At 67.3% G+C, this 19,759-nt stretch carries 20 protein-coding genes and 1 tRNA gene; 19 read left to right on the top strand and 2 right to left on the bottom strand.

The genetic code is table 11. The features are described 5' to 3' along the window. Positions 1–14 precede the first annotated feature (14 nt). The 15 genes from ruvC (at position 15) to KK141_RS07285 (ending at position 11,905) form a co-directional block, all read left to right on the top strand. Positions 15–533 (top strand): crossover junction endodeoxyribonuclease RuvC, encoded by a 519-nt coding sequence (ruvC, locus tag KK141_RS07355; RefSeq protein WP_214569117.1) that lies wholly within the window; start codon positions 15–17, stop codon positions 531–533. After that, positions 530–1,126 carry a Holliday junction branch migration protein RuvA gene (gene ruvA / locus KK141_RS07350; protein ID WP_214569116.1) on the top strand — a complete coding sequence of 199 codons (597 nt, stop codon included), beginning with the start codon at positions 530–532 and terminating at the stop codon, positions 1,124–1,126. Before ruvC ends, ruvA begins: the two co-directional genes overlap by 4 nt. A 4-nt stretch (positions 1,127–1,130) precedes the next feature. After that, positions 1,131–3,032, top strand: a complete 1,902-nt coding sequence (locus KK141_RS07345; protein ID WP_214569115.1) for a potassium transporter Kup — start codon at positions 1,131–1,133, stop codon at positions 3,030–3,032. A gap of 160 nt (positions 3,033–3,192) precedes the next feature. Beyond that, positions 3,193–4,239, top strand: coding sequence for a Holliday junction branch migration DNA helicase RuvB (gene ruvB, locus KK141_RS07340; RefSeq protein ID WP_214569114.1), 1,047 nt, complete (start codon positions 3,193–3,195; stop codon positions 4,237–4,239). Beyond that, the gene (gene ybgC / locus KK141_RS07335; RefSeq protein WP_214569113.1) at positions 4,232–4,666 is read left to right on the top strand and encodes a tol-pal system-associated acyl-CoA thioesterase; all 435 of its coding nucleotides are present in this window, start codon (positions 4,232–4,234) and stop codon (positions 4,664–4,666) included. Before ruvB ends, ybgC begins: the two co-directional genes overlap by 8 nt. 24 nt (positions 4,667–4,690) lie before the next feature. Continuing rightward, a complete protein-coding gene (tolQ, locus tag KK141_RS07330; protein WP_214569112.1) occupies positions 4,691–5,380 on the top strand; it encodes a protein TolQ in 690 nt (229 codons plus the stop codon). A 15-nt stretch (positions 5,381–5,395) separates the two neighbouring features. Further along, positions 5,396–5,842 carry a protein TolR gene (gene tolR / locus KK141_RS07325; protein WP_214569111.1) on the top strand — a complete coding sequence of 149 codons (447 nt, stop codon included), beginning with the start codon at positions 5,396–5,398 and terminating at the stop codon, positions 5,840–5,842. Further along, on the top strand, positions 5,829–6,767 hold the full coding sequence (locus KK141_RS07320) for a cell envelope integrity protein TolA (protein WP_214569110.1): 939 nt from the start codon (positions 5,829–5,831) through the stop codon (positions 6,765–6,767). The genes tolR and KK141_RS07320 overlap by 14 nt, the downstream gene beginning before the upstream one ends. An 8-nt stretch (positions 6,768–6,775) precedes the next feature. Then, positions 6,776–8,092 carry a Tol-Pal system beta propeller repeat protein TolB gene (gene tolB / locus KK141_RS07315; protein ID WP_167252379.1) on the top strand — a complete coding sequence of 439 codons (1,317 nt, stop codon included), beginning with the start codon at positions 6,776–6,778 and terminating at the stop codon, positions 8,090–8,092. A 244-nt stretch (positions 8,093–8,336) separates the two neighbouring features. Next, on the top strand, positions 8,337–8,846 hold the full coding sequence (pal, locus tag KK141_RS07310; protein ID WP_167252378.1) for a peptidoglycan-associated lipoprotein Pal: 510 nt from the start codon (positions 8,337–8,339) through the stop codon (positions 8,844–8,846). A gap of 2 nt (positions 8,847–8,848) precedes the next feature. Then, a complete protein-coding gene (gene ybgF, locus KK141_RS07305) occupies positions 8,849–9,721 on the top strand; it encodes a tol-pal system protein YbgF (RefSeq protein WP_214569109.1) in 873 nt (290 codons plus the stop codon). Positions 9,722–9,779: 58 nt separating this feature from the next. Then, positions 9,780–10,424, top strand: coding sequence for a 7-carboxy-7-deazaguanine synthase QueE (gene queE / locus KK141_RS07300; protein WP_214569441.1), 645 nt, complete (start codon positions 9,780–9,782; stop codon positions 10,422–10,424). Between the two features lie 112 nt (positions 10,425–10,536). After that, positions 10,537–11,232, top strand: a complete 696-nt coding sequence (queC, locus tag KK141_RS07295; RefSeq protein WP_214569108.1) for a 7-cyano-7-deazaguanine synthase QueC — start codon at positions 10,537–10,539, stop codon at positions 11,230–11,232. A gap of 63 nt (positions 11,233–11,295) precedes the next feature. Continuing rightward, a tRNA-Lys gene (locus KK141_RS07290) sits at positions 11,296–11,371 on the top strand. Between the two features lie 171 nt (positions 11,372–11,542). Further along, a complete protein-coding gene (locus tag KK141_RS07285; RefSeq protein WP_214569107.1) occupies positions 11,543–11,905 on the top strand; it encodes an RcnB family protein in 363 nt (120 codons plus the stop codon). Positions 11,906–11,980: 75 nt separating this feature from the next. Here the strand turns inward: KK141_RS07285 and KK141_RS07280 are convergent, their stop codons facing one another. Further along, positions 11,981–12,352, bottom strand: a complete 372-nt coding sequence (locus tag KK141_RS07280; protein ID WP_167252375.1) for a transcriptional regulator — start codon at positions 12,350–12,352, stop codon at positions 11,981–11,983. A gap of 220 nt (positions 12,353–12,572) precedes the next feature. Here KK141_RS07280 and KK141_RS07275 point away from each other — a divergent pair, with 220 nt between their 5' ends. After that, positions 12,573–13,052 carry a hypothetical protein gene (locus tag KK141_RS07275; RefSeq protein ID WP_214569106.1) on the top strand — a complete coding sequence of 160 codons (480 nt, stop codon included), beginning with the start codon at positions 12,573–12,575 and terminating at the stop codon, positions 13,050–13,052. 4 nt (positions 13,053–13,056) lie between these two features. Here KK141_RS07275 and KK141_RS07270 read toward each other — a convergent pair whose 3' ends face one another. Beyond that, on the bottom strand, positions 13,057–13,518 hold the full coding sequence (locus tag KK141_RS07270) for a nuclear transport factor 2 family protein (protein ID WP_214569105.1): 462 nt from the start codon (positions 13,516–13,518) through the stop codon (positions 13,057–13,059). Between the two features lie 456 nt (positions 13,519–13,974). Between KK141_RS07270 and KK141_RS07265 the strand changes: the two genes are divergently transcribed. From KK141_RS07265 to KK141_RS07255, 3 genes are all read left to right on the top strand, one after another. After that, positions 13,975–15,966, top strand: coding sequence for an oligopeptide transporter, OPT family (locus KK141_RS07265; RefSeq protein WP_214569104.1), 1,992 nt, complete (start codon positions 13,975–13,977; stop codon positions 15,964–15,966). A gap of 377 nt (positions 15,967–16,343) precedes the next feature. Continuing rightward, positions 16,344–18,902 (top strand): bifunctional lysylphosphatidylglycerol flippase/synthetase MprF, encoded by a 2,559-nt coding sequence (gene mprF, locus KK141_RS07260; RefSeq protein ID WP_345777543.1) that lies wholly within the window; start codon positions 16,344–16,346, stop codon positions 18,900–18,902. Next, complete coding sequence (locus KK141_RS07255; protein WP_214569102.1) at positions 18,899–19,684, top strand: AcvB/VirJ family lysyl-phosphatidylglycerol hydrolase; 786 nt, start codon at positions 18,899–18,901, stop codon at positions 19,682–19,684. Before mprF ends, KK141_RS07255 begins: the two co-directional genes overlap by 4 nt. Positions 19,685–19,759: the final 75 nt, after the last annotated feature.

Here is a 19,759-nt window from a genome sequence, read left to right as displayed (position 1 = left end):
GTAACGCCGCGGTCATGACACGCATCATCGGCATCGACCCCGGCAGCCAGCGCACCGGCGTGGGCATCATCGACGTGGACGGCGGCGGCAAGCTTTCGCACGTATTCCATGGCGCGCTGGCAGTGGCCGGCGAAGCCAGTTTTCCGCTGCGCCTGAAACGCATCTTTGACGAGCTGTGTGACATCATCGTCGAGCATCGTCCGGAGGAGTGCGGCATCGAACGCGTGTTCATGGCGCGCAACGCCGATTCGGCGCTGAAGCTTGGGCAGGCGAGGGGTGCCGCGATCTGCGCGGTGGTCAGCCGGGGAATCGCGGTGCACGAATATGCGGCGACGGAAGTGAAGCAGTCGGTGGTCGGCAGCGGCCGTGGCGACAAGACCCAGGTGCAACACATGATCGGCGTATTGCTCGGCCTCAAGGGCCCCTTGCAGGCGGATGCCGCGGATGCGCTGGCCATCGCCGTCACGCACGCGCACACCCGCGCCAGCCTCGCCCGTGTCGGCATTCCGCGCACCGCCTGGAGGCGCCGATGATCGGCCGCCTGCGCGGGGTGCTGGTATCCAAGCAGCCGCCGTGGCTGCTGGTGGAAGTCGGCGGCGTCGGCTACGAGCTGGAAGCGCCGATGTCCACCATCTACGACCTGCCGCCCACCGGCAAGGAAGTGACCCTGCTCACCCACTACGCGGTGAAGGAGGACAGCGTCGCGCTGTACGGCTTCCTGCACGAGGCCGAGCGGGCGCTGTTCCGCAATCTGCAGAAGGTCAGCGGGATCGGCGCGAAGATCGCGCTGTCCGTGCTGTCCGGTGTTTCCACCCACGACTTCGCGCGCCTGGTGCAGGCCGGCGACGTGGTGGCGCTGACCAAGATCCCCGGCATCGGCAAGAAGACCGCCGAACGCATGGTGGTGGAGCTGCGCGACCGCGTGGACGGCCTGGCGGTGAGCCTGCCCGGCACCGCCGGCAAGGGCGCGGCGCCGCTGGATCCCGCCGGCGAGGCCACCGTGGCCCTGCAGCAGCTCGGCTACAAACCCGCCGAAGTCACGCGGCTGGTGCAGAAGGTCGCCGCCGACGGCGACAACGCCGAAGCCATCATCCGCAAGGCGCTGCGCGCCGCATTAGGAGCTTGAGTCCGTGAGCCAGGACAACCTTCACGGCGCCGATGCCGAGACCAAGCGGCGCCTCGCTGCGCTCGCGCTGGGCGCGATCGGCGTGGTGTACGGCGACATCGGCACCAGCCCGCTGTACACGCTGCAGACCACGCTCAGCCACGACGGCATGAAGCCCACGCCGGAGAGCATCTTCGGCGTGCTGTCGCTGATCTTCTGGGCGCAGATCATCGTGGTCTCGCTGAAGTACGTGGTCTTCATCATGCGCGCGGACAACAAAGGCGAGGGCGGCATCATGGCCCTGCTCGCGCTGGCCCTGCGCAGCTCGCGCGGCGATGCGCGCATGCGCTGGATCCTGGCCATCCTGGGCATCTTCGGCGCGGCGCTGTTCTACGGCGACGGCGTGATCACCCCGGCCATCTCGGTGCTGTCGGCGGTCGAGGGTATGAAGGTGGCCGTGCCGGACCTGCCGCACTGGGTGGTGCCGGTGACCTCGGTGGTGATCCTGTTCTTCCTGTTCGCGCTGCAGCGGCACGGCACCGAGCGCGTGGGCAAGCTGTTCGGGCCGGTGATGGTGATCTGGTTCATCGTGATCGCCGCGCTGGGCGTGCAGATGATCGCGCTCAATCCGCACGTGCTGCTGGCGCTGAACCCGATGTACGGCGTGAAGTTCTTCATGAGCCACGGCATGCAGGCCTTCATCGCCCTGGGCGGCGTGGTGCTGGCGCTGACCGGCGCCGAGGCGCTGTACGCGGACATGGGCCACTTCGGCAAGAAGCCGATTCGCCTCGCCTGGTTCAGCTTCGTGCTGCCGGCCCTGGTGCTGAACTACTTCGGCCAGGGCGCGCTGCTGCTCAACCATCCGGAAGCCATCGACAACCCGTTCTTCAAGCTGGTGCCCAAGGTCATGCTGTACCCGATGATCGGCCTGGCCACCATCGCCACCGTCATCGCTTCGCAGGCGGTGATCTCCGGCGCGTTCTCGATGACCCGCGAGGCGATGTCGCTGGGCTATTCGATGCGCATGCCGATCGTGCACACCTCGCGCGAGATGTCCGGCCAGATCTTCGTGCCCTGGGTGAACACCTTCCTGCTGGTGATGGTGCTGATCGCGGTGCTGGGTTTCCGCAGCTCGGAGAACTTAAGCGCTGCCTACGGCATCGCGGTGACCGGCACCATGACGGTGACCACCATCCTGGCCCTGGTGGTGGCGCGCTACCAGTGGCACTGGAGCCGGCCGACGGTGATCTTCGCCGGCCTGCTGCTGCTCACCATCGACCTGTCGTTCCTGAGTGCCAACGTGATCAAGATCGAGTACGGCGGCTGGTTCCCGCTGGTGCTCGGCGTGGCGGTGTTCGTGGTGATGACCACCTGGCGCCGCGGCCGCGAGCTGGTGGTGCGCGAGATCAAGCAGTCGGGCCTCGCGCTGGAACCTTTCATCGAGAACGTGGGCGAGCATCCGCCGCTGCGCGTGCCGGGCACGGCGGTATTCCTCACCGCCAACCAGCACGCGGTGCCGCATGCGCTGCTGCACAACCTCAAGCACAACAAGGTGCTGCACGAGCGCAACGTGCTGCTGACGGTGGAGATGCTGGAAACGCCGGTGGCCGAGTACGACGAGCGCGTGCAGCTCACCCCGCTGGGCGGCAATTTCTATGGCCTGGGGCTGCGCTTCGGCTTCGCCGAGGACCCGAACATCCCGCAGGCGCTGCTGCGCTGCTCCAAGGTGGGCCTGCCGTTCGACATGATGGACACCACCTTCTTCCTGTCGCGCGAAACCATCATCGCCGACGAGCGCCGCCCCGGCATGGCGCTGTGGCGCGACAAGCTGTTCGCCTTCATGGCGCGCAACGCGCTGCCGGCCACGGCGTTCTTCCAGATCCCGGGCAACCGGCTGATCGAGCTGGGTGCGCAGGTCGAGATCTGAGCCCCGCCTCGGCGTAGGTTGGGGTGAGCCGCAGGCGAACCCCAACGGACCTCGCCCGATGGCCGTTCTGTTGGGGTTCGCTGCGCTCACCCCAACCTACGTCCGGTAGAATGCCCGGCGAATCGCGCATGCCGCCTGTTCCCGGACCTATTCCAACCCCATGGCCGATCACCGCATCATCACGTCCGCCGCCCAGCTGGACGACGAGGCCCTGGAGGCTTCGATCCGCCCCAAGCGGCTGGCGGAATACCTCGGCCAGCAGGCGGTGCGCGAACAGCTTTCCATCTATATCGAAGCGGCGCGCAAGCGCGGCGGTGCGCTGGACCACGTGCTGATCTTCGGGCCGCCGGGCCTGGGCAAGACCACCTTGTCGCATGTCATCGCCAACGAGCTGGGCGTCAACGTGCGCTCCACCTCCGGCCCGGTGCTGGAGCGCGCCGGCGACCTGGCCGCGCTGCTGACCAACCTGGAACCGCACGACGTGCTGTTCGTCGACGAGATCCATCGCCTGTCCCCCGTGGTGGAGGAAGTGCTGTATCCGGCGATGGAAGACTTCCAGATCGACATCATGATCGGCGAAGGCCCCGCGGCCCGCTCGATCAAGCTGGACCTGCCCCCGTTCACCCTGATCGGCGCCACCACCCGCGCCGGCCTGCTCACCGCGCCGCTGCGCGACCGCTTCGGCATCGTGCAGCGGCTGGAGTTCTATTCGCCGGAGGAGCTGACCGCGATCGTGCGCCGCTCGGCGCGCATCATGGGCATTCCCTGCGAAGTGGAAGGCGCGCAGGAAATCGCGCGCCGCTCGCGCGGCACCCCGCGCATCGCCAACCGCCTGCTGCGCCGCGTGCGCGACTACGCCGAAGTGCGCGCGGGCGGCGAGATCACCTACGCCGCGGCCCAGGCCGCGATGGACATGCTCAAGGTGGACGCCGAGGGCTTCGATGAGCTGGACCGGCGCCTGCTGGCCACCATCGTCGAGAACTTCGACGGCGGCCCGGTCGGGGTGGAATCCCTGGCCGCCGCGCTCAGCGAGGACCGCGGCACCCTGGAAGACGTGGTCGAGCCCTATCTGATCCAGCAGGGCTTCCTGGTGCGCACCGCGCGCGGCCGCATGGCCAGCGCCAAGGCCTGGCGCCACCTGGGCCTGACCCCGCCGCCGCGCCAGCCGCAGGCGGCCGACCTGTTCACGGGCGATACCGATGTCTGACGCCGCGCCGAACTTCGACCCGGACAGCTTCCGCTGGCCGGTCCGCGTCTATTGGGAAGACACCGACGCCGGCGGCCTGGTGTACCACGCCAGCTACCTGCGCTTCCTGGAGCGCGCCCGCACCGAATGGCTGCGCGGGCAGGGCGTGGACCAGTCGGCGGTGCGGGCGGCCACCGGCCTGGCCTTCCTGGTGCGCGACCTGCACATCGAATTCCTCAAGGCCGCCGTGCTGGACGATGAACTGCAAGTAACGGTTGAAGTCAAAGAACGGCGCGCTGCCAGTATCCTGTTCGGTCAGACGATCAGCCGGGCAGATGGCACCACGCTGATCCGCGCGCAGGTGCGCGTGGCATGCGTGGACCTGGAACGCATGCGCCCGGCCCAGATCCCCGCCGGCCTGATCCCCGGCCTACCCCCAATCAAGTAACCCGCGGCGGAGAACGCTCAAGCAATGAACGGTGGATTGAACATTTTCAAGCTCGTCGCGGAAGCGAGCATCCTGGTGCAGGCCGTGATGCTGGTGCTGCTGGTGTTCTCCTTCCTGTCGTGGGTGATCATCATCCGCAAGCACCAGCAGCTGAAGTCCGCGATGGACGAGGCGGAGAGCTTCGAGGAGCGCTTCTGGTCCGGCGCCGACCTGGCCCAGCTGTTCCGCGAAGTGAGCGGGCGCGGCGCCGGCAACAACGGCGGCCTGGAGACGGTGTTCGAGTCGGGCTTCCGCGAATTCGCCCGCCAGCGCCAGCGCCGCACCCACGACCTGCGCATCGTCATCGAAGGCACCGAGCGCGCCATGCGCGTGGCCGGCACCCGCGAGATCGGGCATCTGGAACGCAACCTGGAGTTCCTCGCCAACGTCGGTTCCATCAGCCCCTACGTCGGCCTGTTCGGCACCGTCATCGGCATCATGGGCGCGTTCCAGGGCCTGGGCGAGATGAAGGACGTGACCATCGCCGTGGTCGCCCCGCACATCTCCGAGGCGCTGATCGCCACCGCCATGGGCCTGTTCGCCGCCATTCCGGCGGTGTGGGCCTACAACCGCTACGCCAACAAGGTCGATCGGGTGGCGTCGCGCTACGAGGTGTTCCAGGAGGAGTTCTCCTCCGTCCTGCAGCGCCAGATCCAGACCGACGACGCGGCCTGAGCGGAGGGTTTCCTCATGCGTAGTTCCGCGCGCCACAAGCGCTTCAAGCTCAAGTCCGAGATCAACGTCGTGCCGTACATCGACGTCATGCTCGTGCTGCTGATCATCTTCATGGTGACCGCGCCGATGATGAATCTCGGCGTGGACATCCAGCTGCCGCAGACCCAGGCCAAGTCGCTGCAGGACAAGAAAGACCCGGTGGTGGTCTCGGTCGACGAGAACGGCCAGATCTATCTCAGCTCGCAGGGCTCCAAGCGCGAGCCGGTCAGCGCCGAGGAGTTCAAGGCCAAGATCACTGCGTTCCAGAAGGAAAATCCGGACCTGCAGGTGCTGGTGGCCGGCGACGAGCGGGCCAACTACGGCAAGGTCTATCTGATCCTGCCGGTGCTGCAGGAAGCGGGCGTGTCGAAGATCGGCCTGATGAGCCAGCCCGAGTCGAGCGGGAAGCATGGACGACCGTAAAGGCACGCCCAAGGCGGTCATCCTTTCCGCCATCCTGCACCTGGGCCTGGTGGGCTTTCTGGCCCTCGCCATCGTGCCCTGCTCGTTCTACGAAGAAGTGTTCGAGGCCCTGCACCTGCCGCCGGGCCTCAACCTGCTCGCCTGCCCGAAGCCGATCGCGCTGCCGGGCCAGATCATCGAAGCCACCCTGATCGGCCCCACCGGCGCGCCGCCGCCGAAGGCCACCAAGGCCAAGCCGGTCCCGGACACCACGCCGCCGCCGCCCACGGTGACGCCGCCGACTCCGACGCAGGAGGCCCCGGTGGTGAAGACCCTGCCGCCGCCGCCGGAGCGTCCGGACATCAAGGACCAGGAAAAAGTGGTGGCCGACGCCCTGCAGAAGGCGGAGGACGCCAAGCGCGAACAGGAAGAGCGCCAGCGCCAGCGGCAGTCCGAGCTGGACGCCCAGGCGGCCAAGCAGAAGGAAGAAAAGAAGAAGCTGGACGACCTGTTCGCCCAGATGGACAAGGCCGACCAGGCGCGCGCGAAGCTGGAAAACAAGGCCAAACAGGCCAAGCAGCAGCTGGAAGACATCAAGGACGCCAAGGACAACGGTCAAGCCGATCTGCCCAGGGCCGACGAGCGCCAGACCGGCCAGAACGGCCCCGACAACAGCCTGCTGGCTCAGTACCGCGCGGCGATTCAGAACGCCGTCACTCAGAATTGGCTCCGCCCGGATAACATGCCGAGCGCTCCGTGCGTTGTGCACATCGTGCAATTGCCGGGCGGCGACGTGATGAGCGCCAAAGTCGACTCGTCCTGTCCTTATGACGAGGCCGGCAAGCGCTCTCTCGAGAACGCCGTCCTTCGCGCCAAACCTCTGCCTTACAAGGGGTTCGAGAGCGTATTCAACCGTAATATCGATATGACCTTCAGGCCGCAGTGATCAAGCCCATGCGCAAATTGAGCTCAGCTTTCGCCATCGTCCTGCTGGCCTTGTCCGGTCTCTTCGCCGGCCAGGCCGCAGCCCAGTCGCTCAACGTCGACATCGTCGGTGGCCTCAAGACCGCCACGCCGATCGCGGTGGTGCCGTTCGCCCAGGCCGGCGGCGCGCCGCTGCCCACCGACGTGGCCGACGTGATCCGCAACGATTTCAACCGCTCGGGCAAGTTCCGTTCGCTGGCCAAGAGCGAGATCGTGGAGACGCCGTCCAAGGGTGCGGACATCAAGTTCCCGACCTGGCGCCTGCTCAAGCAGGACTTCCTCACCATCGGCCGCATCAGCGACGCCGGCGGCGGCATGCTGCGCGTCGAGTACGAGCTGTGGGACGTCAACAAGCAGCAGAGCCTGCTGGCCCAGGCCTTCACCGCCCCGGCCGGCGACCTGCGCGGCGTGGCCCACCAGATCGCCGACCAGATCTACGAAAAGATCACCGGCGTGCGCGGCGCGTTCTGGACCCGCATCGCGTACATCACCGCGGTGGGCCTGGGCAACAACACCACGTACTCGCTGATCGTGGCCGATTCGGACGGCTTCAACCCGCAGGTGGTGGCGCGCTCGCGCGAGTCCCTGCTGTCGCCGCACTGGTCGCCGGACGGCAAGAAGATCGCCTACGTCTCCTTCGAAAGCGGCAACTCGGCCATCTACGTGCAGGACATCACCACCGGCCAGCGCCAGCTGGTCTCGGCCCGTCCGCGAGGCATCAACAGCGCCCCGGCCTGGTCGCCGGACGGCACCAAGCTGGCGGTGTCCCTGTCCTATTCGGGCAACCCCGAGATCTACGTGATGGACGTGGCCAGCCGCCAGGAGACCCGCCTGACCAAGAGCCTGGCCATCAATACCGAGCCGGTGTGGTCGCCGGACGGCCAGAGCATCTACTTCACCTCGGACCGCTCGGGCCGCCCGCAGATTTACCAGATGCCGGCCTCCGGCGGCGGCGCCAACCGCATCAGCTTCCAGGGCCAGAACAACCTGAGCGCCGACGTCAGCTACGACGGCAAGCAGGTCGCCATGGTGCAGGGCAACGGGAACGTGTATCGTATTGCGGTCATGGACCGCAGTCTGGGTGGGCAGGTGCGTCCGCTCTCGCCGGGCCCGATCGATGAGTCCCCGAGCTTCGCGCCCAACGCCAGCATGCTGCTGTATGCCGCTACCGAAGGACGGCGCGGCGTGCTTTATGCCGTTTCGGCGGATGGTCAGGTTCGCCAGCGCCTCGTGCTTGCCGATGGCGACGTGCGCGAACCGTCCTGGGGTCCGTACCGGCAGCGTTGAATGAGCGGCCGCGCGCCTTGAGGCGCAGCGGCCCGCAAGATCAGGGGCGGTGGTGGGGCAAAGATCCTGCTGCCGGTCCGGTCGCCCTTCGGGCCCTGGGCCTGGCGGGTGGCCGGCGCAGCGGCCAGCCGCGGCGCCGGTACCAAGGTGTCACAATAACAGCCGGTCCACCGGCGATCACTGTCCTGTAACCGCAATCGCTATTGACTGTCGGAACTCAAACCCGTTTGAAGGAACGTCCACCATGAATAAGACCGTTCGCGTCGCCCTGGTCGCCCTGCTCTGCGTTGGCGCGGCCGCATGCTCGAAGAAGCAGGAAGTCAAGCCGCAGACCCCGGCGGACACCACCCCGGTGGCCACCAGCCAGCAGCCGACCTCGGGCAAGTACACCCCGGAAGATCTCGACCGTGACGCTTGCCTGCGTCAGCGCGTCGTGTACTTCGATTTCGACAAGGACGAGATCAAGCCGGAGTTCCAGCAGATCATGGCGTGCCACGCCAAGTACCTGCAGGACCGCCCGACCGCCCAGATCCGCCTGGAAGGCAACACCGACGAGCGCGGCACCCGCGAGTACAACCTGGGCCTCGGCGAGCGCCGTGGCAACGCTGTCTCCAGCGCCCTGACCGCCGCCGGCGGTTCGGCCAGCCAGCTGAACGTGATCAGCTACGGCAAGGAGAAGCCGGTGTGCCGTGAGCACAACGAGGATTGCTGGGGCAAGAACCGCCGCGTCGAGATCGTCTACACGGCGAAGTAAGCATGAAGCAGCGACTGGCTAACAGCTACACGGCCAGGCGGCTCGGCATGGCGGGCGCGATAGCGTCCGCCATGCTTTTTGCCGTTCCCGCACTGGCGCAGGATTCCCGCCTCAGCCTTGCCGACCGCGTCGCGCGGCTCGAGCAGCAGGCGCAGAACCAGGACCAGGGCGGCGTCGGCATGGTCAACCAGATGCAGGCACTGCAGGCGCAGATGCGGCAGATGCAGGGCCAGATCGAAGAACTGCAGCACCAGCTGCAGGAACTGAAGGATTCCAACAAGGCGCAGTACACGGATCTCGATTCGCGTATCGGCCGCCTCGAAAGCGGTGCCGGCAACCATGCCGCCGCCGGCAGCGACGCGAACGCCGCGCCTGCCTCCGCCGGCAGCACCCATGCCGCGTCCGCCGCGGCTGCTGCTGCAGCTACGGACACCAAGGGCAAGCCCGGCGACACGAAGGCGCCCGCCGCTGCGCCGGCCGACCAGGCCGGTGCGCAGGCCGCCTACGACACCGCCTTCAAGTCGCTGCGCAACGGCGACTTCGTGGCGGCCTCGCGCGGCTTCCGCGGCTTCATCCAGCAGTACCCCGACAGCCCGCTGATGCCCAACGCGTTCTACTGGCTGGGCGAGTCCTACTACGGGACCATGAACTACCCGCTCGCGGCCGAGACCTTCCAGCGCCTGCTCTCGCAGTACGCGCAGAGCGACAAGGCGCCCGACGCGATGCTCAAGCTCGGCTACAGCCAGCTGGAACTGAAGCAGGCCGAGCAGGGCAAGGCCACGCTGAAGTCGGTGACCACCAAGTATCCGGGTTCCAAGGCCGCCAGCCTGGCCCAGGAGCGGCTGCGCCGACTGCAGCAGCAGCCGGCCAACTGAGGTTCCGGCGGTGAGCGAAGGCAACGCGAACGTGGCGTCCACCACGTCGACGCCGGCCATGGCCGAGCGGCTGCGCATCACCGAGATCTTCCACTCGATCCAGGGCGAGGCCGATGCGATCGGCTGGCGCACCGTATTCGTGCGCCTCACCGGCTGCCCGCTGCGCTGCGTGTGGTGCGATACCGAGTATTCGTTCTACGGCGGCGGCTGGCGCGACATCGACGACATCCTCGCCGAGGTGGCCTCGCATGGCGCGAAGCACGTCTGCGTCACCGGCGGCGAGCCGCTGGCGCAGAAGCGCTGCCTGATCCTGCTGCAGCGCCTGTGCGATGCCGGCTACGACGTGTCGCTGGAAACCTCCGGTGCGCTCGACGTGGCCGCGGTCGATCCGCGCGTGCGCAAGGTGATGGACCTGAAGCCTCCGGACTCCGGCGAGAGCGCGCGCAACCTGTGGTCCAACCTGGACCACCTGCTGCCGCACGACCAGGTGAAGTTCGTGCTGGCCAGCCGCGCCGACTACGCATGGGCGTGCGAAGCCGTCGCCACGCACGCCATCGACCGGCGCTGCATGGTGCTGTTCTCGCCGGTGCACGGCAAGGTGAATCCGCGCGAGCTCGCCGAATGGATCATCGAGGACAAGCTGCCGGTGCGCTTCCAGCTGCAGCTGCACAAGCTGCTGTGGAACGACGCGCCGGGGCATTGATCGTCCGCGCGCCTTGAGCGCGCAGACCTGAGCAGTTTCCGCGCGCCGGCCTGTGCTGCCGGTGGCGCTCTCCGGCCGGTGACCGGCCTGACCCAAGCAAGTGGAAGTAGCCATGTCTGAAAGTTCTCCCCGCAAGGCCGTCGTGCTCGTTTCCGGCGGCATGGATTCCGCCGTCACCATCGCCATCGCGCGCGAACAGGGCTACCAGGTGCACGCGCTGAGCGTGGCTTATGGCCAGCGCCACAGTTCCGAACTGGAAGCCTCGGCGCGCGTGTCGCGCCTGCTCGGCGCGGTGGAACACAAGACGGTGCAGGTCGACCTGCGCTCGATCGGCGGCTCGGCGCTCACCGCCGACATCGACGTGCCGCTCGACGCCGACCTGCACGGCGAAGCCGGCGGCATCCCCGTCACCTATGTGCCGGCGCGCAACACCATCATGCTGTCGATTGCGCTGGGCTGGGCCGAGGTGCTGGGTTCCAGCGCCATCTGGTGTGGCGTCAATGTGGTCGATTATTCCGGCTATCCGGATTGCCGCCCGGCCTTTATCGAGGCCTTCGAGCAGCTTGCCAACGTGGCCACCAAGGCCGGCGTCGAAGGCGCGGGCATCCGCGTGCACGCGCCGCTGATGCGCATGAGCAAGGCGGACATCGCGCGCGAAGGCGCACGCCTGGGCGTGGATTTCGCACAAACCGTGAGCTGCTACAACGCCGACGCGCAGGGCCGCGCCTGCGGCCATTGCGATGCCTGCCGCCTGCGCGCGCAGGGCTTCCGCGAGGCCGGCCTGCCCGATCCCACGCGCTACGCCTGAGCCGTTTGCTTGTGCCCCAGGCGCGCTGACCTTAAAATCGCCCGCTTGGCTTTTTGAGTACATGGGCCGTTAGCTCAGCCGGTAGAGCAGCGGACTTTTAATCCGTTGGTCGACAGTTCGAATCTGTCACGGCCCACCAATCGAAGGATCCGCGGCGACGCGGATCCTTATTTTTTGCCCAACAATCAGCCCGGTTCAGCCGCGGTTGCGCGCGGCAGCCCTGGCAATTCAGCTTGCCGGCGCTAGCATCGCTTCCGGCTGCCCACGCAGCCGCAAGCCATCAACGCCCCTTGAGGGGTACGGAGCCGCCATGAAACGCCTGCTGGGTCTGACCACCGCCATCGCACTGCTCGTCACCAGCGCCGCCGCCTGGGCCGCGCCGCAGGACCATGATTGGGATCACGACCGCGATCATGACCGCGGCCACAATCCGAAGGACGAAGGCCGCCACGACAACGGCCAGCACCGCGGCTGGGAGAAGCACGCCTACCGCCGCGGCGAGCGCCTGCCGGACCGCTACTACGAGCGCACCTACTACGTGACCGACTACGAGCGTTACCACTTGCGCCGTCCCGACCGCGGCTACCGCTACGTGCGCGACGACGACGGCCAGATCTTCCTCACCGCCGTCGCCACCGGCCTGATCGTGGACATCATGGTCAACGCGCACTGATCTCCCGCGTGCCGGCCGCCTAAGAAAAAAAGCCCGCTCGATCGAGCGGGCTTTTTTCATGCGTACCGCCAGGCCTTATTCCTTCTTCACCATCTGCTCCAGGATCACCAGCAAGGCCTTGCGCTGATCCCGCGTAAGCCGGCCGATCAGCCCGAACAGGCGCGCCTGTTCGCGATGGTCCACCCGGTACGGCGCCGCGGCGTCCTGCACTTTCATGAAGCCCTTCGGCTCGCCGCGCCCGGTGGCCAGCCATTCGAAACTCACGCCGAAGCGTCCGGCGATCTCGGTCATGCGCTTGGTTTCGGGCCGGGCCATGTCGCTGAGCCATTTGCGTGCCGTCTCGCGCGATACGCCGAACATGTCGGCCAGGCGGGTCGTGCGGCCACGGCCCTTGCTCATGCCGATCAGGTCCATGGCCAGATGCAGACGCTGGGAAAACCCGTTCATTGCCAAAAGAGGCTCCTTCTCGCGGTGCCGCGGACGGCCTGGGCGGCACGTTTCGCGGGGGTCGGAAACAACAGTGGTCGAGCACGGAAGACGAGCGCCATTGTTGATGATCTGACCCGCCGAGTAGGCAATTTCTAATTGTTTAGATTGTCAACTTATGATGGTATTTCCTTGTATTTATTAGATTTATTCGCTAGTAGCAAAGTGCGAGGAAAGCAAGATGGAGAAGGCAATTTTCGGAGTACAGAGCAATTCTGAGGCGGATGCCGTGCGGATTTATCCGGACACCCAGCTCGATCGCCTGCTCAACGACCTGCAGGGCAACAGTCCGCTGGCGTTGGAGGACGAAGGCCTGGCGCGCTTTCTGCCCGAGCGCCTGCATGCGATCCGCGCCAACGCGCTGGCGCAGGCGTCCGCGGCTTGGACCGCCGCGATCGCATTGCGCCAGTTCGTGCGGGAATGGGCCGGTGCCGGCTGGCTGGGCACGCCATCCGGCGGCCAGCTGCGCGCCCACCTCACCCAGCTGCGCCAGGACGCGCAGCGCTGGCGCCAGCTGGCGGACTACGCGGGGCGCTACCTCGCGCACCCGCAGCTGGCCAGCCTGCATGGCCGCCAATGGTTCGAGCAGAGCAGGGCGGGCGGCGAATATCCGGGGCGCATCTCGGTGGCGAGCAGCCGCACCAGCGCCGGTGCGCGCTGAGCGCTCAGCGCACCGCCTCGTGGTAGGCCTCCAGCAGCGCCGGATCCTCGAACGATCCATGGTGATGGAACTGCCGCCACTGTCCGTCCACGCGCCGGTACAGGCGCGTGGTGCGGATGGCCAGTTCCAGCTTGGTATTGCCCCGCTCCAGCACGCCGCGCTCGCGCCCCACCGCGAGGAAGGCGTCGCCGAATTCGTGGAGGGTGTAATCGTGGAACACCACGCGCACATGCGCCTCGCCCAGAAAGATGCGCTCGTACACCGCGCGTATGCGCGACCACCCGCGCTCGATGCCGCCCAGCGGATTGCTCATCGACGCCGCCTCGTCGTGCGACCAGTTGCGCGCCATCGCCTCCAGGTCGCGCTGGTTGAAGGCGCGGTAGAAACCGCTCAGCGCGGCCAGCGGGTGCTCCGGCGCGAAGTGCGTGTCGAGGCCATCGATGGCGTCGGGATGCGGGGCGGGCATGGGGATACCTCGGGTCCGTGGGGAGCCGCGAGTATGCGGCGGCACCCGGCAAGGGAGAATCAAGTTTTCTGGTAGGCAGTCTCCGAAAATGCAGGACGGTCAAAAGATTCTCTAATCCTCAAATTTGGAATCCTTCTCCCTCCGGGAGAAGGTGGCGGCAGCCGGATGAGGGTTCGGCCGGAGCGGTGCACATCATTCTTGCGCTCCGGCCGTACCCTCACCCCAACCCCTCTCTCCCACGGGACTACCTTCGGGTCGCCGGTGGGAGAGGGCTTAAGTTGTCGCACCAAACACGGCTTTTTGCCGCACACGCTCTTTGCTCCAGGGCGAAAATGTGGCAAATCTAGGACGATTCAGGACAGCGATCGGCGAGCGGCCGCCGTCTCATTCCAATGCCGCCGATAAAACCGAACTACTACTCCATGGGGAGAACTCCAGCATGAAAGGAAAGCACTTGTGAGCGCGCTGCCGGCTGTCGCCGACGTGCGCAAGGAATTGACCGTACGCGGCGTGATCCTCGGCGTACTGCTCACCCTGGTGTTCACCGCCGCCAACGTCTTCTTCGGCCTCAAGGCCGGCCTCACCTTCGCCACGTCGATTCCGGCGGCGGTGATCTCGATGGCGATCCTGCGCGCGATGCGCGGATCCACCATCCAGGAAAACAACGTGGTGCAGACCATCGCCTCGGCGGCCGGCACCTTGTCCTCGATCATCTTCGTGCTGCCCGGCATGATCATGATCGGCTGGTGGACCGGCTTTCCGTTCTGGACCTCGTTCGCGGTGTGCGCGCTCGGCGGCATCCTGGGCGTGATGTATTCGATCCCGCTGCGCCGCGCCCTGGTCACCAATTCCGACCTGCCGTATCCGGAAGGCATCGCCTGCGCCGAAGTGCTGAAGGTCGGCAGCGGCGAGCATGAAGCCGGCGGCAGCGTGGAAGAGGGCAGGGCCGGCCTGCTGGCGGTGCTGTGGGGTTCGGTCGTCTCGGCGGTGTTCGCCGTGGTGGTGGCCACCCAGGTGTTCGCCTCGGACGTGATCAGCTACTTCCGCGTCGGCGACAAGGGCTCGGTCAGCGGCTTCGACTTCAATCTTTCCTTCGCGCTGTTCGCGATCGGCCACCTGGTCGGCCTGTCGGTCGGTATCGCCATGCTGGTCGGCGCGCTGATCGGCTGGGGCTGGGGCGTGCCGTTCTATTCGCCGTTCGAGCATGTTGCCGGCGGCGTGGCCGAGCTGGCCCAGGCCACCTGGAGCCACAAGGTGCGCTACGTCGGCGCCGGCGCCATCGGCGTGTCCGCCATCTGGACCCTGGCCAAGCTGGTCAAGCCGGTGATCAGCGGCCTCACCTCGGCCATGGCCGCCTCGCGCGTGCGCAAGGCCGGCAACGCCGCTTCGCTGCCGCGCACCGAGCAGGACATCCCGATCGGCATCGTCGGCCTGATCACCCTGGTCTGCTTCGTGCCGATCGCCTGGCTGCTCGGCTACTTCGCCAACACCAGCGGCCTGGGCGACCACCTCGCCGTGCTGGCGGTGGGCGGCGTGGCCTACGTGGTGCTGATGGGCTTCTTCGTATCCACCGTGTGCGGCTACATGGCCGGCCTGATCGGTTCGTCCAACAGCCCGCTGTCGGGCGTGGGCATCCTGGTGGTGATCGGCGCCGCGCTGCTGCTGGTGGCGGGCGTGAAGCCCTACGTGCCGGCCGAGGCCGGCAAGGCGCTGGTGGCGTTTGCGCTGTTCACCACCGCGGTGATCTTCACCGTGGCCGCGATCGCCAACAACAACCTGCAGGACCTCAAGACCGGCCAGCTGGTCGACGCCACGCCGTGGCGCCAGCAGGTGGCCCTGGTGATCGGCGTGATCGCCGGCGCCGCGGTGATCCCGCCGGTGCTGGACCTGCTCAACAAGGCCTACGGTTTCGCCGGCGTGCCCGGCGCCGGCCCCGCCGCGCTGCCCGCGCCGCAGGCCGGCCTGATCTCGGCGCTGGCGCAGGGCGTGATCACCAACAACATCGACTGGGGCCTGATCACCACCGGCATCGGCATCGGCATCGCGGTGATCGTGGTCGACGCCATCCTGGCGCGCACCACCAAGATGCGCATCCCGCCGCTGGCGGTGGGCCTGGGCATCTACCTGCCCACGGCCAGCACCTTGATGGTGGTGGTCGGCTCGGTGGTGGGCTGGCTGTTCGACCGCCGCGCGGACCGCGGCCCGAAGCCCGAGGCCACCAAGCAGCTGGGCGTGCTGCTCGCCTCCGGCCTGATCGTGGGCGAGAGCATCATCGGCGTGGTGATCGCCGCGATCGTGGCGTTCTCCGGCAAGGGCGCGCCGCTGGCCCTGGTGTCGCCGTCGTTCGCCAATACGGCGGAGATCCTCGGCGGCCTGGCCTTCATCGCGATCGTGGTGGTGCTGTACCGCTGGATCGCCCGCCTGGCGCGCGGCAACGCGAACGCGTAATGCCTTACCCATACCGCCGGTGAACCGGCGGCCGGGAAGACGGCGGCCGGCATGTCCGGCCGTTGTCATTTTCCGCTGCGTTGTTCGTCTTACACTGGCGCGACCGCTCCGCGGCTGCGCACCCGCATGTTGTCCATGCCCGCGCTGCGCGGCGGCCAGGGGAACAACCGGGAAACGACGGACCGCAGACAGGTTCGACACGCTATGCTTGCCGACCGTGGTGGACGAGGCTTCGTGCTCGCGGCCGCCAGGCGCATGGCGCGCGGATCGGTTGCAGGAACGCCCGGCGTGCAGGCGCATGCCTTGAATCATTCGTGGAGGCCTTGGGTCGAGTGGTGGAGCAGAGAGGGGCGGACGCTCCGGAGCCGGCAGAAGCCCTGACGCGCCCTCGCGGGGCGTGGCTGCGCCGGCTCGCCGGTCCGCTGCTTTCGGTCGGCATGCTCTGCCTGGCGCTGTGGGCGCTGCGCTCGCTGGCCAGCCAGGTCAGCTACCGCGAAGTCGCGCGCTACGTGCACGGCCTGGAAAACCACCGCATCGTGCTGGCCATGCTGCTCACCGCGGCCAGCTACGGCGTGATGACCCTGTACGACTGGTTCGGCCTTGCCTCGATCGGCCGCAAGCTGCCGCGCGCCCAGGTCACCCTGATCTCCTTCATCAGCTACGCCTTCAGCAATGCGCTGGGCATGGCCCTGCTGATCTCGGGTTCGATCCGTTACCGCTTCTATATCCAGGCCGGCCTGTCCACCGCCGAGGTGGCCAAGGTGGTGCTGTATTGCACGGCCAGTTTCTGGCTCGGCCTGTTCGCGCTCACCGGCGTGACCCTGCTGCTGGTGCCGGTGCCGCCGACGGTGCCGATGGCCAGCCTGCGCATTCCGGTGGCGATCGTGCTCACCCTTATCCCCGTGCTGTGGCTGGCCGGCAGCCAGGTGCTGCGCCAGCCGCTGCGCCTGTGGCGCTGGCGCGTGAGCTGGCCGTCCACGCCCACGGCGGCGCGGCAGATTCTTACCGGCGCGGTGGACTGGGGCCTGGCCGCGTGGGTGCTGTACCTGCTGATGCCGAACGCGGTGGACACCGGCTTCGGCCACTTCATGGCGATCTTCGTGCTGGCGCAGATCGCCGGCCTGGTCAGCCACGTGCCCGGCGGCCTGGGTGTATTCGAGGCGGTGATGCTGGCCGGCTTCGGCGCCACCGGCAACGAAGGCCTGGAGGCGCCGATCCTCGGCGCGCTGGCCGCGTACCGCCTGATCTACTACTTCCTGCCGCTGTGCGCCGCCACCGTGGTGGTGCTGGCGCGCGAGGCGCGCGGCGTGGCCGGCAAGGTGCCGCTGGCGCCGTGGTTCACCGGCCTGCTGCCGCCGTTCTTCGCCGGCCTCACCCTGGTTTCCGGCGCAGTGCTGCTGTTCTCCGGCGCGACGTCCGCGCTGCCGGGACGCATGGAAATCCTGCGCCACGTGCTGCCGCTGCCGGTTCTGGAGTTCTCGCACTTCCTGGCCAGCATGGTCGGCATGCTGCTGCTGATCCTGGCGCGCGGCCTGCAGCGCCGGCTGGATGCGGCCTATGTGCTGACCCTGGTGCTGCTGCTGCTCGGCGCGGTGCTGTCGCTGCTCAAGGGCATCGACTACGAAGAAGCCACCCTGCTCTCGCTGCTGGCCTTGGGCCTGGCGCCGGCGCACCGCCTGTTCTATCGCCGCGCCTCGCTGTTCAGCGCCACCTTCTCGGTGGGCTGGATCATCGCCATCCTCGCCGTGCTCGGCTGCGCGGGCTGGCTGGTGTCCTTCAGCTACAAGCACGTCGAATACAGCACCAACCTGTGGTGGGAATTCAGCTTCTATCACGGCGGTGCGCCGCGCGCGCTGCGTGCGCTGGTGGGCGCGGCGGCGGTGGGCATGCTGTTCGCGCTGGCCAATCTGATCCGCCCCGCGCGGCCTGACCTGCACCTGCCGGGCGAAGAGGAACTGGCGCGCGCGCTGCCGCTGATCAAGCACTATTCCTCGGCGCAGGCGCACCTGGCGCTGATGAGCGACAAGACCCTGCTGTTCGACGGCGAAAGCAAGGCCTTCATCATGTACGACGTGGAAGGCCGCAGCTGGGTCGCCATGGGCGATCCCGTGGGCGAGGACGAAGACGCGCGCCGCGAACTGGTGTGGACCTTCCGCGAGCAATGCGAACGCGCCGGCGGCTGGCCGCTGTTCTACCAGGTGCGGCCGCAGGACCTCGACCTGTATCTGGAAGTGGGCATGAACCTGCTGAAGATCGGCGAGGAAGCGCGCGTCAAGCTGGACGGCTTCAACCTCGACGGCAAGTCCAAGAAGGTGCTGCGCAACACCATCAACAAGCTCACCCGCGAAGGCATGCGCCTGCAGATCGTGCCGGCGGACGAAGTCGGCGCGCTGATCCCGCGCTTGAAGCCGATCTCCGATGCCTGGATGCGCGACAAGGGCGTGCGCGAAAAAGGCTTCTCGCTCGGCACCTTCGACCCGGCCTATCTGGCGCGCACGCCGATGGCCCTGGTGTGGAAGGGCGAGGAGCTGGTGGCCTTCGCCAACCTGTTCCTTACCGACAGCAAGGAAGAGGCTTCGGTGGATCTGATGCGCCACCTGCCGGACGGCACTTCGGGCGTGATGGATTTCATGTTCATCGAATTGATGCAGTGGGCGCGCGCCGAAGGCTACGTCTGGTTCAACCTCGGCATGGCGCCGTTCTCCGGCCTGCAGAACCGGCGCACCGCGCCGCTGTGGAGCCGCCTGGGCGCGCTGGTGTTCGGCCGCGGCGAACGCTTCTACAACTTCCGCGGCCTGCACAAGTACAAGGACAAATTCGATCCCGAGTGGGAGCCGCGCTATCTCGCGGTTCCCGCGGGCATCGCCTTGCCGCTGGTGCTGGCCAATATCGCCAGCCTGATCTCCGGCGGCCTATCGGGTATGGTGCGCCGATGAAACGAATCACCAAGATCATCGGCGGCCTCGTGCTCGCCGCCGCGGCCGCGGGCGCGCTCGTCTGGCAGCCCTGGCATCACGCGACGATGGCCGAGTCCCTGGTCGAACTGCCGGCCGCGCCGGGCGCCAAGCCGCTGGAAGGGCGTGGCGACGTGGTCGCCATTTTCTATTCCGGCGATGGCGGCTGGCGCGACCTGGACAAGCAGCTCGGCGCCATCCTGGCCCAGCACGGCGTGCCGGTGATGGGCGTGAGCCTGCTCAAGTACTACTGGCGCCAGAGCAATGCCGAGGCCTCGGCCGCCGACCTGGACGCGCTGATCGAACAGTCCACCGCACGGCTGGGCAAAAAGCGCGTGTGGCTGATCGGCTTCTCCTTCGGCGCCGACGTGCTGCCCTCGGTCATCGAAAAGCTGAAACCGGAAAACCGCGCCCGCGTCGCCCAGCTGGTGCTGCTGTCGCCGAGCAAGGACGTCAGCTACGAGATCGAGATGCAGGGCTATATGGTCGAGGGCTGGTTCAAGACGCAGACGCAGAACCTGTTCCAGCTGCTCAATCCGGTGAAGCACTCCGACGCCCGCCCGCCGCTGCTCGCCCTGGACGGCCATCCGCCGGTGATGTGCTACTACGGCAAGGACGACGAGGACGACACCATCTGCGCCACGGCCGGTTTGCCGGCGTGGATCAAGGTGTATCGCAAGACGGGCGATCATCATTTCGATTACGACTATGAGGGCCTGGCGCGGCAGATGATTTCGGATCTGCCGGCGGCGCCTGCCCCATAAGGCGTCGGGGGGGGGTGTGGGGGGGGCGGACGGGACCCCACCAACACAAAGACCCGCGGGTTTTGGGGTGGGGGG

Origin of the sequence: Dyella sp. LX-66 (assembly GCF_018599165.1) — a bacterium.
Classification (GTDB): Bacteria; Pseudomonadota; Gammaproteobacteria; order Xanthomonadales; family Rhodanobacteraceae; genus Dyella_D; species Dyella_D marensis.
The sequence above is the reverse complement of the archived record's forward strand: the minus strand, read 5'-3'. Positions and strand labels throughout refer to the sequence as shown.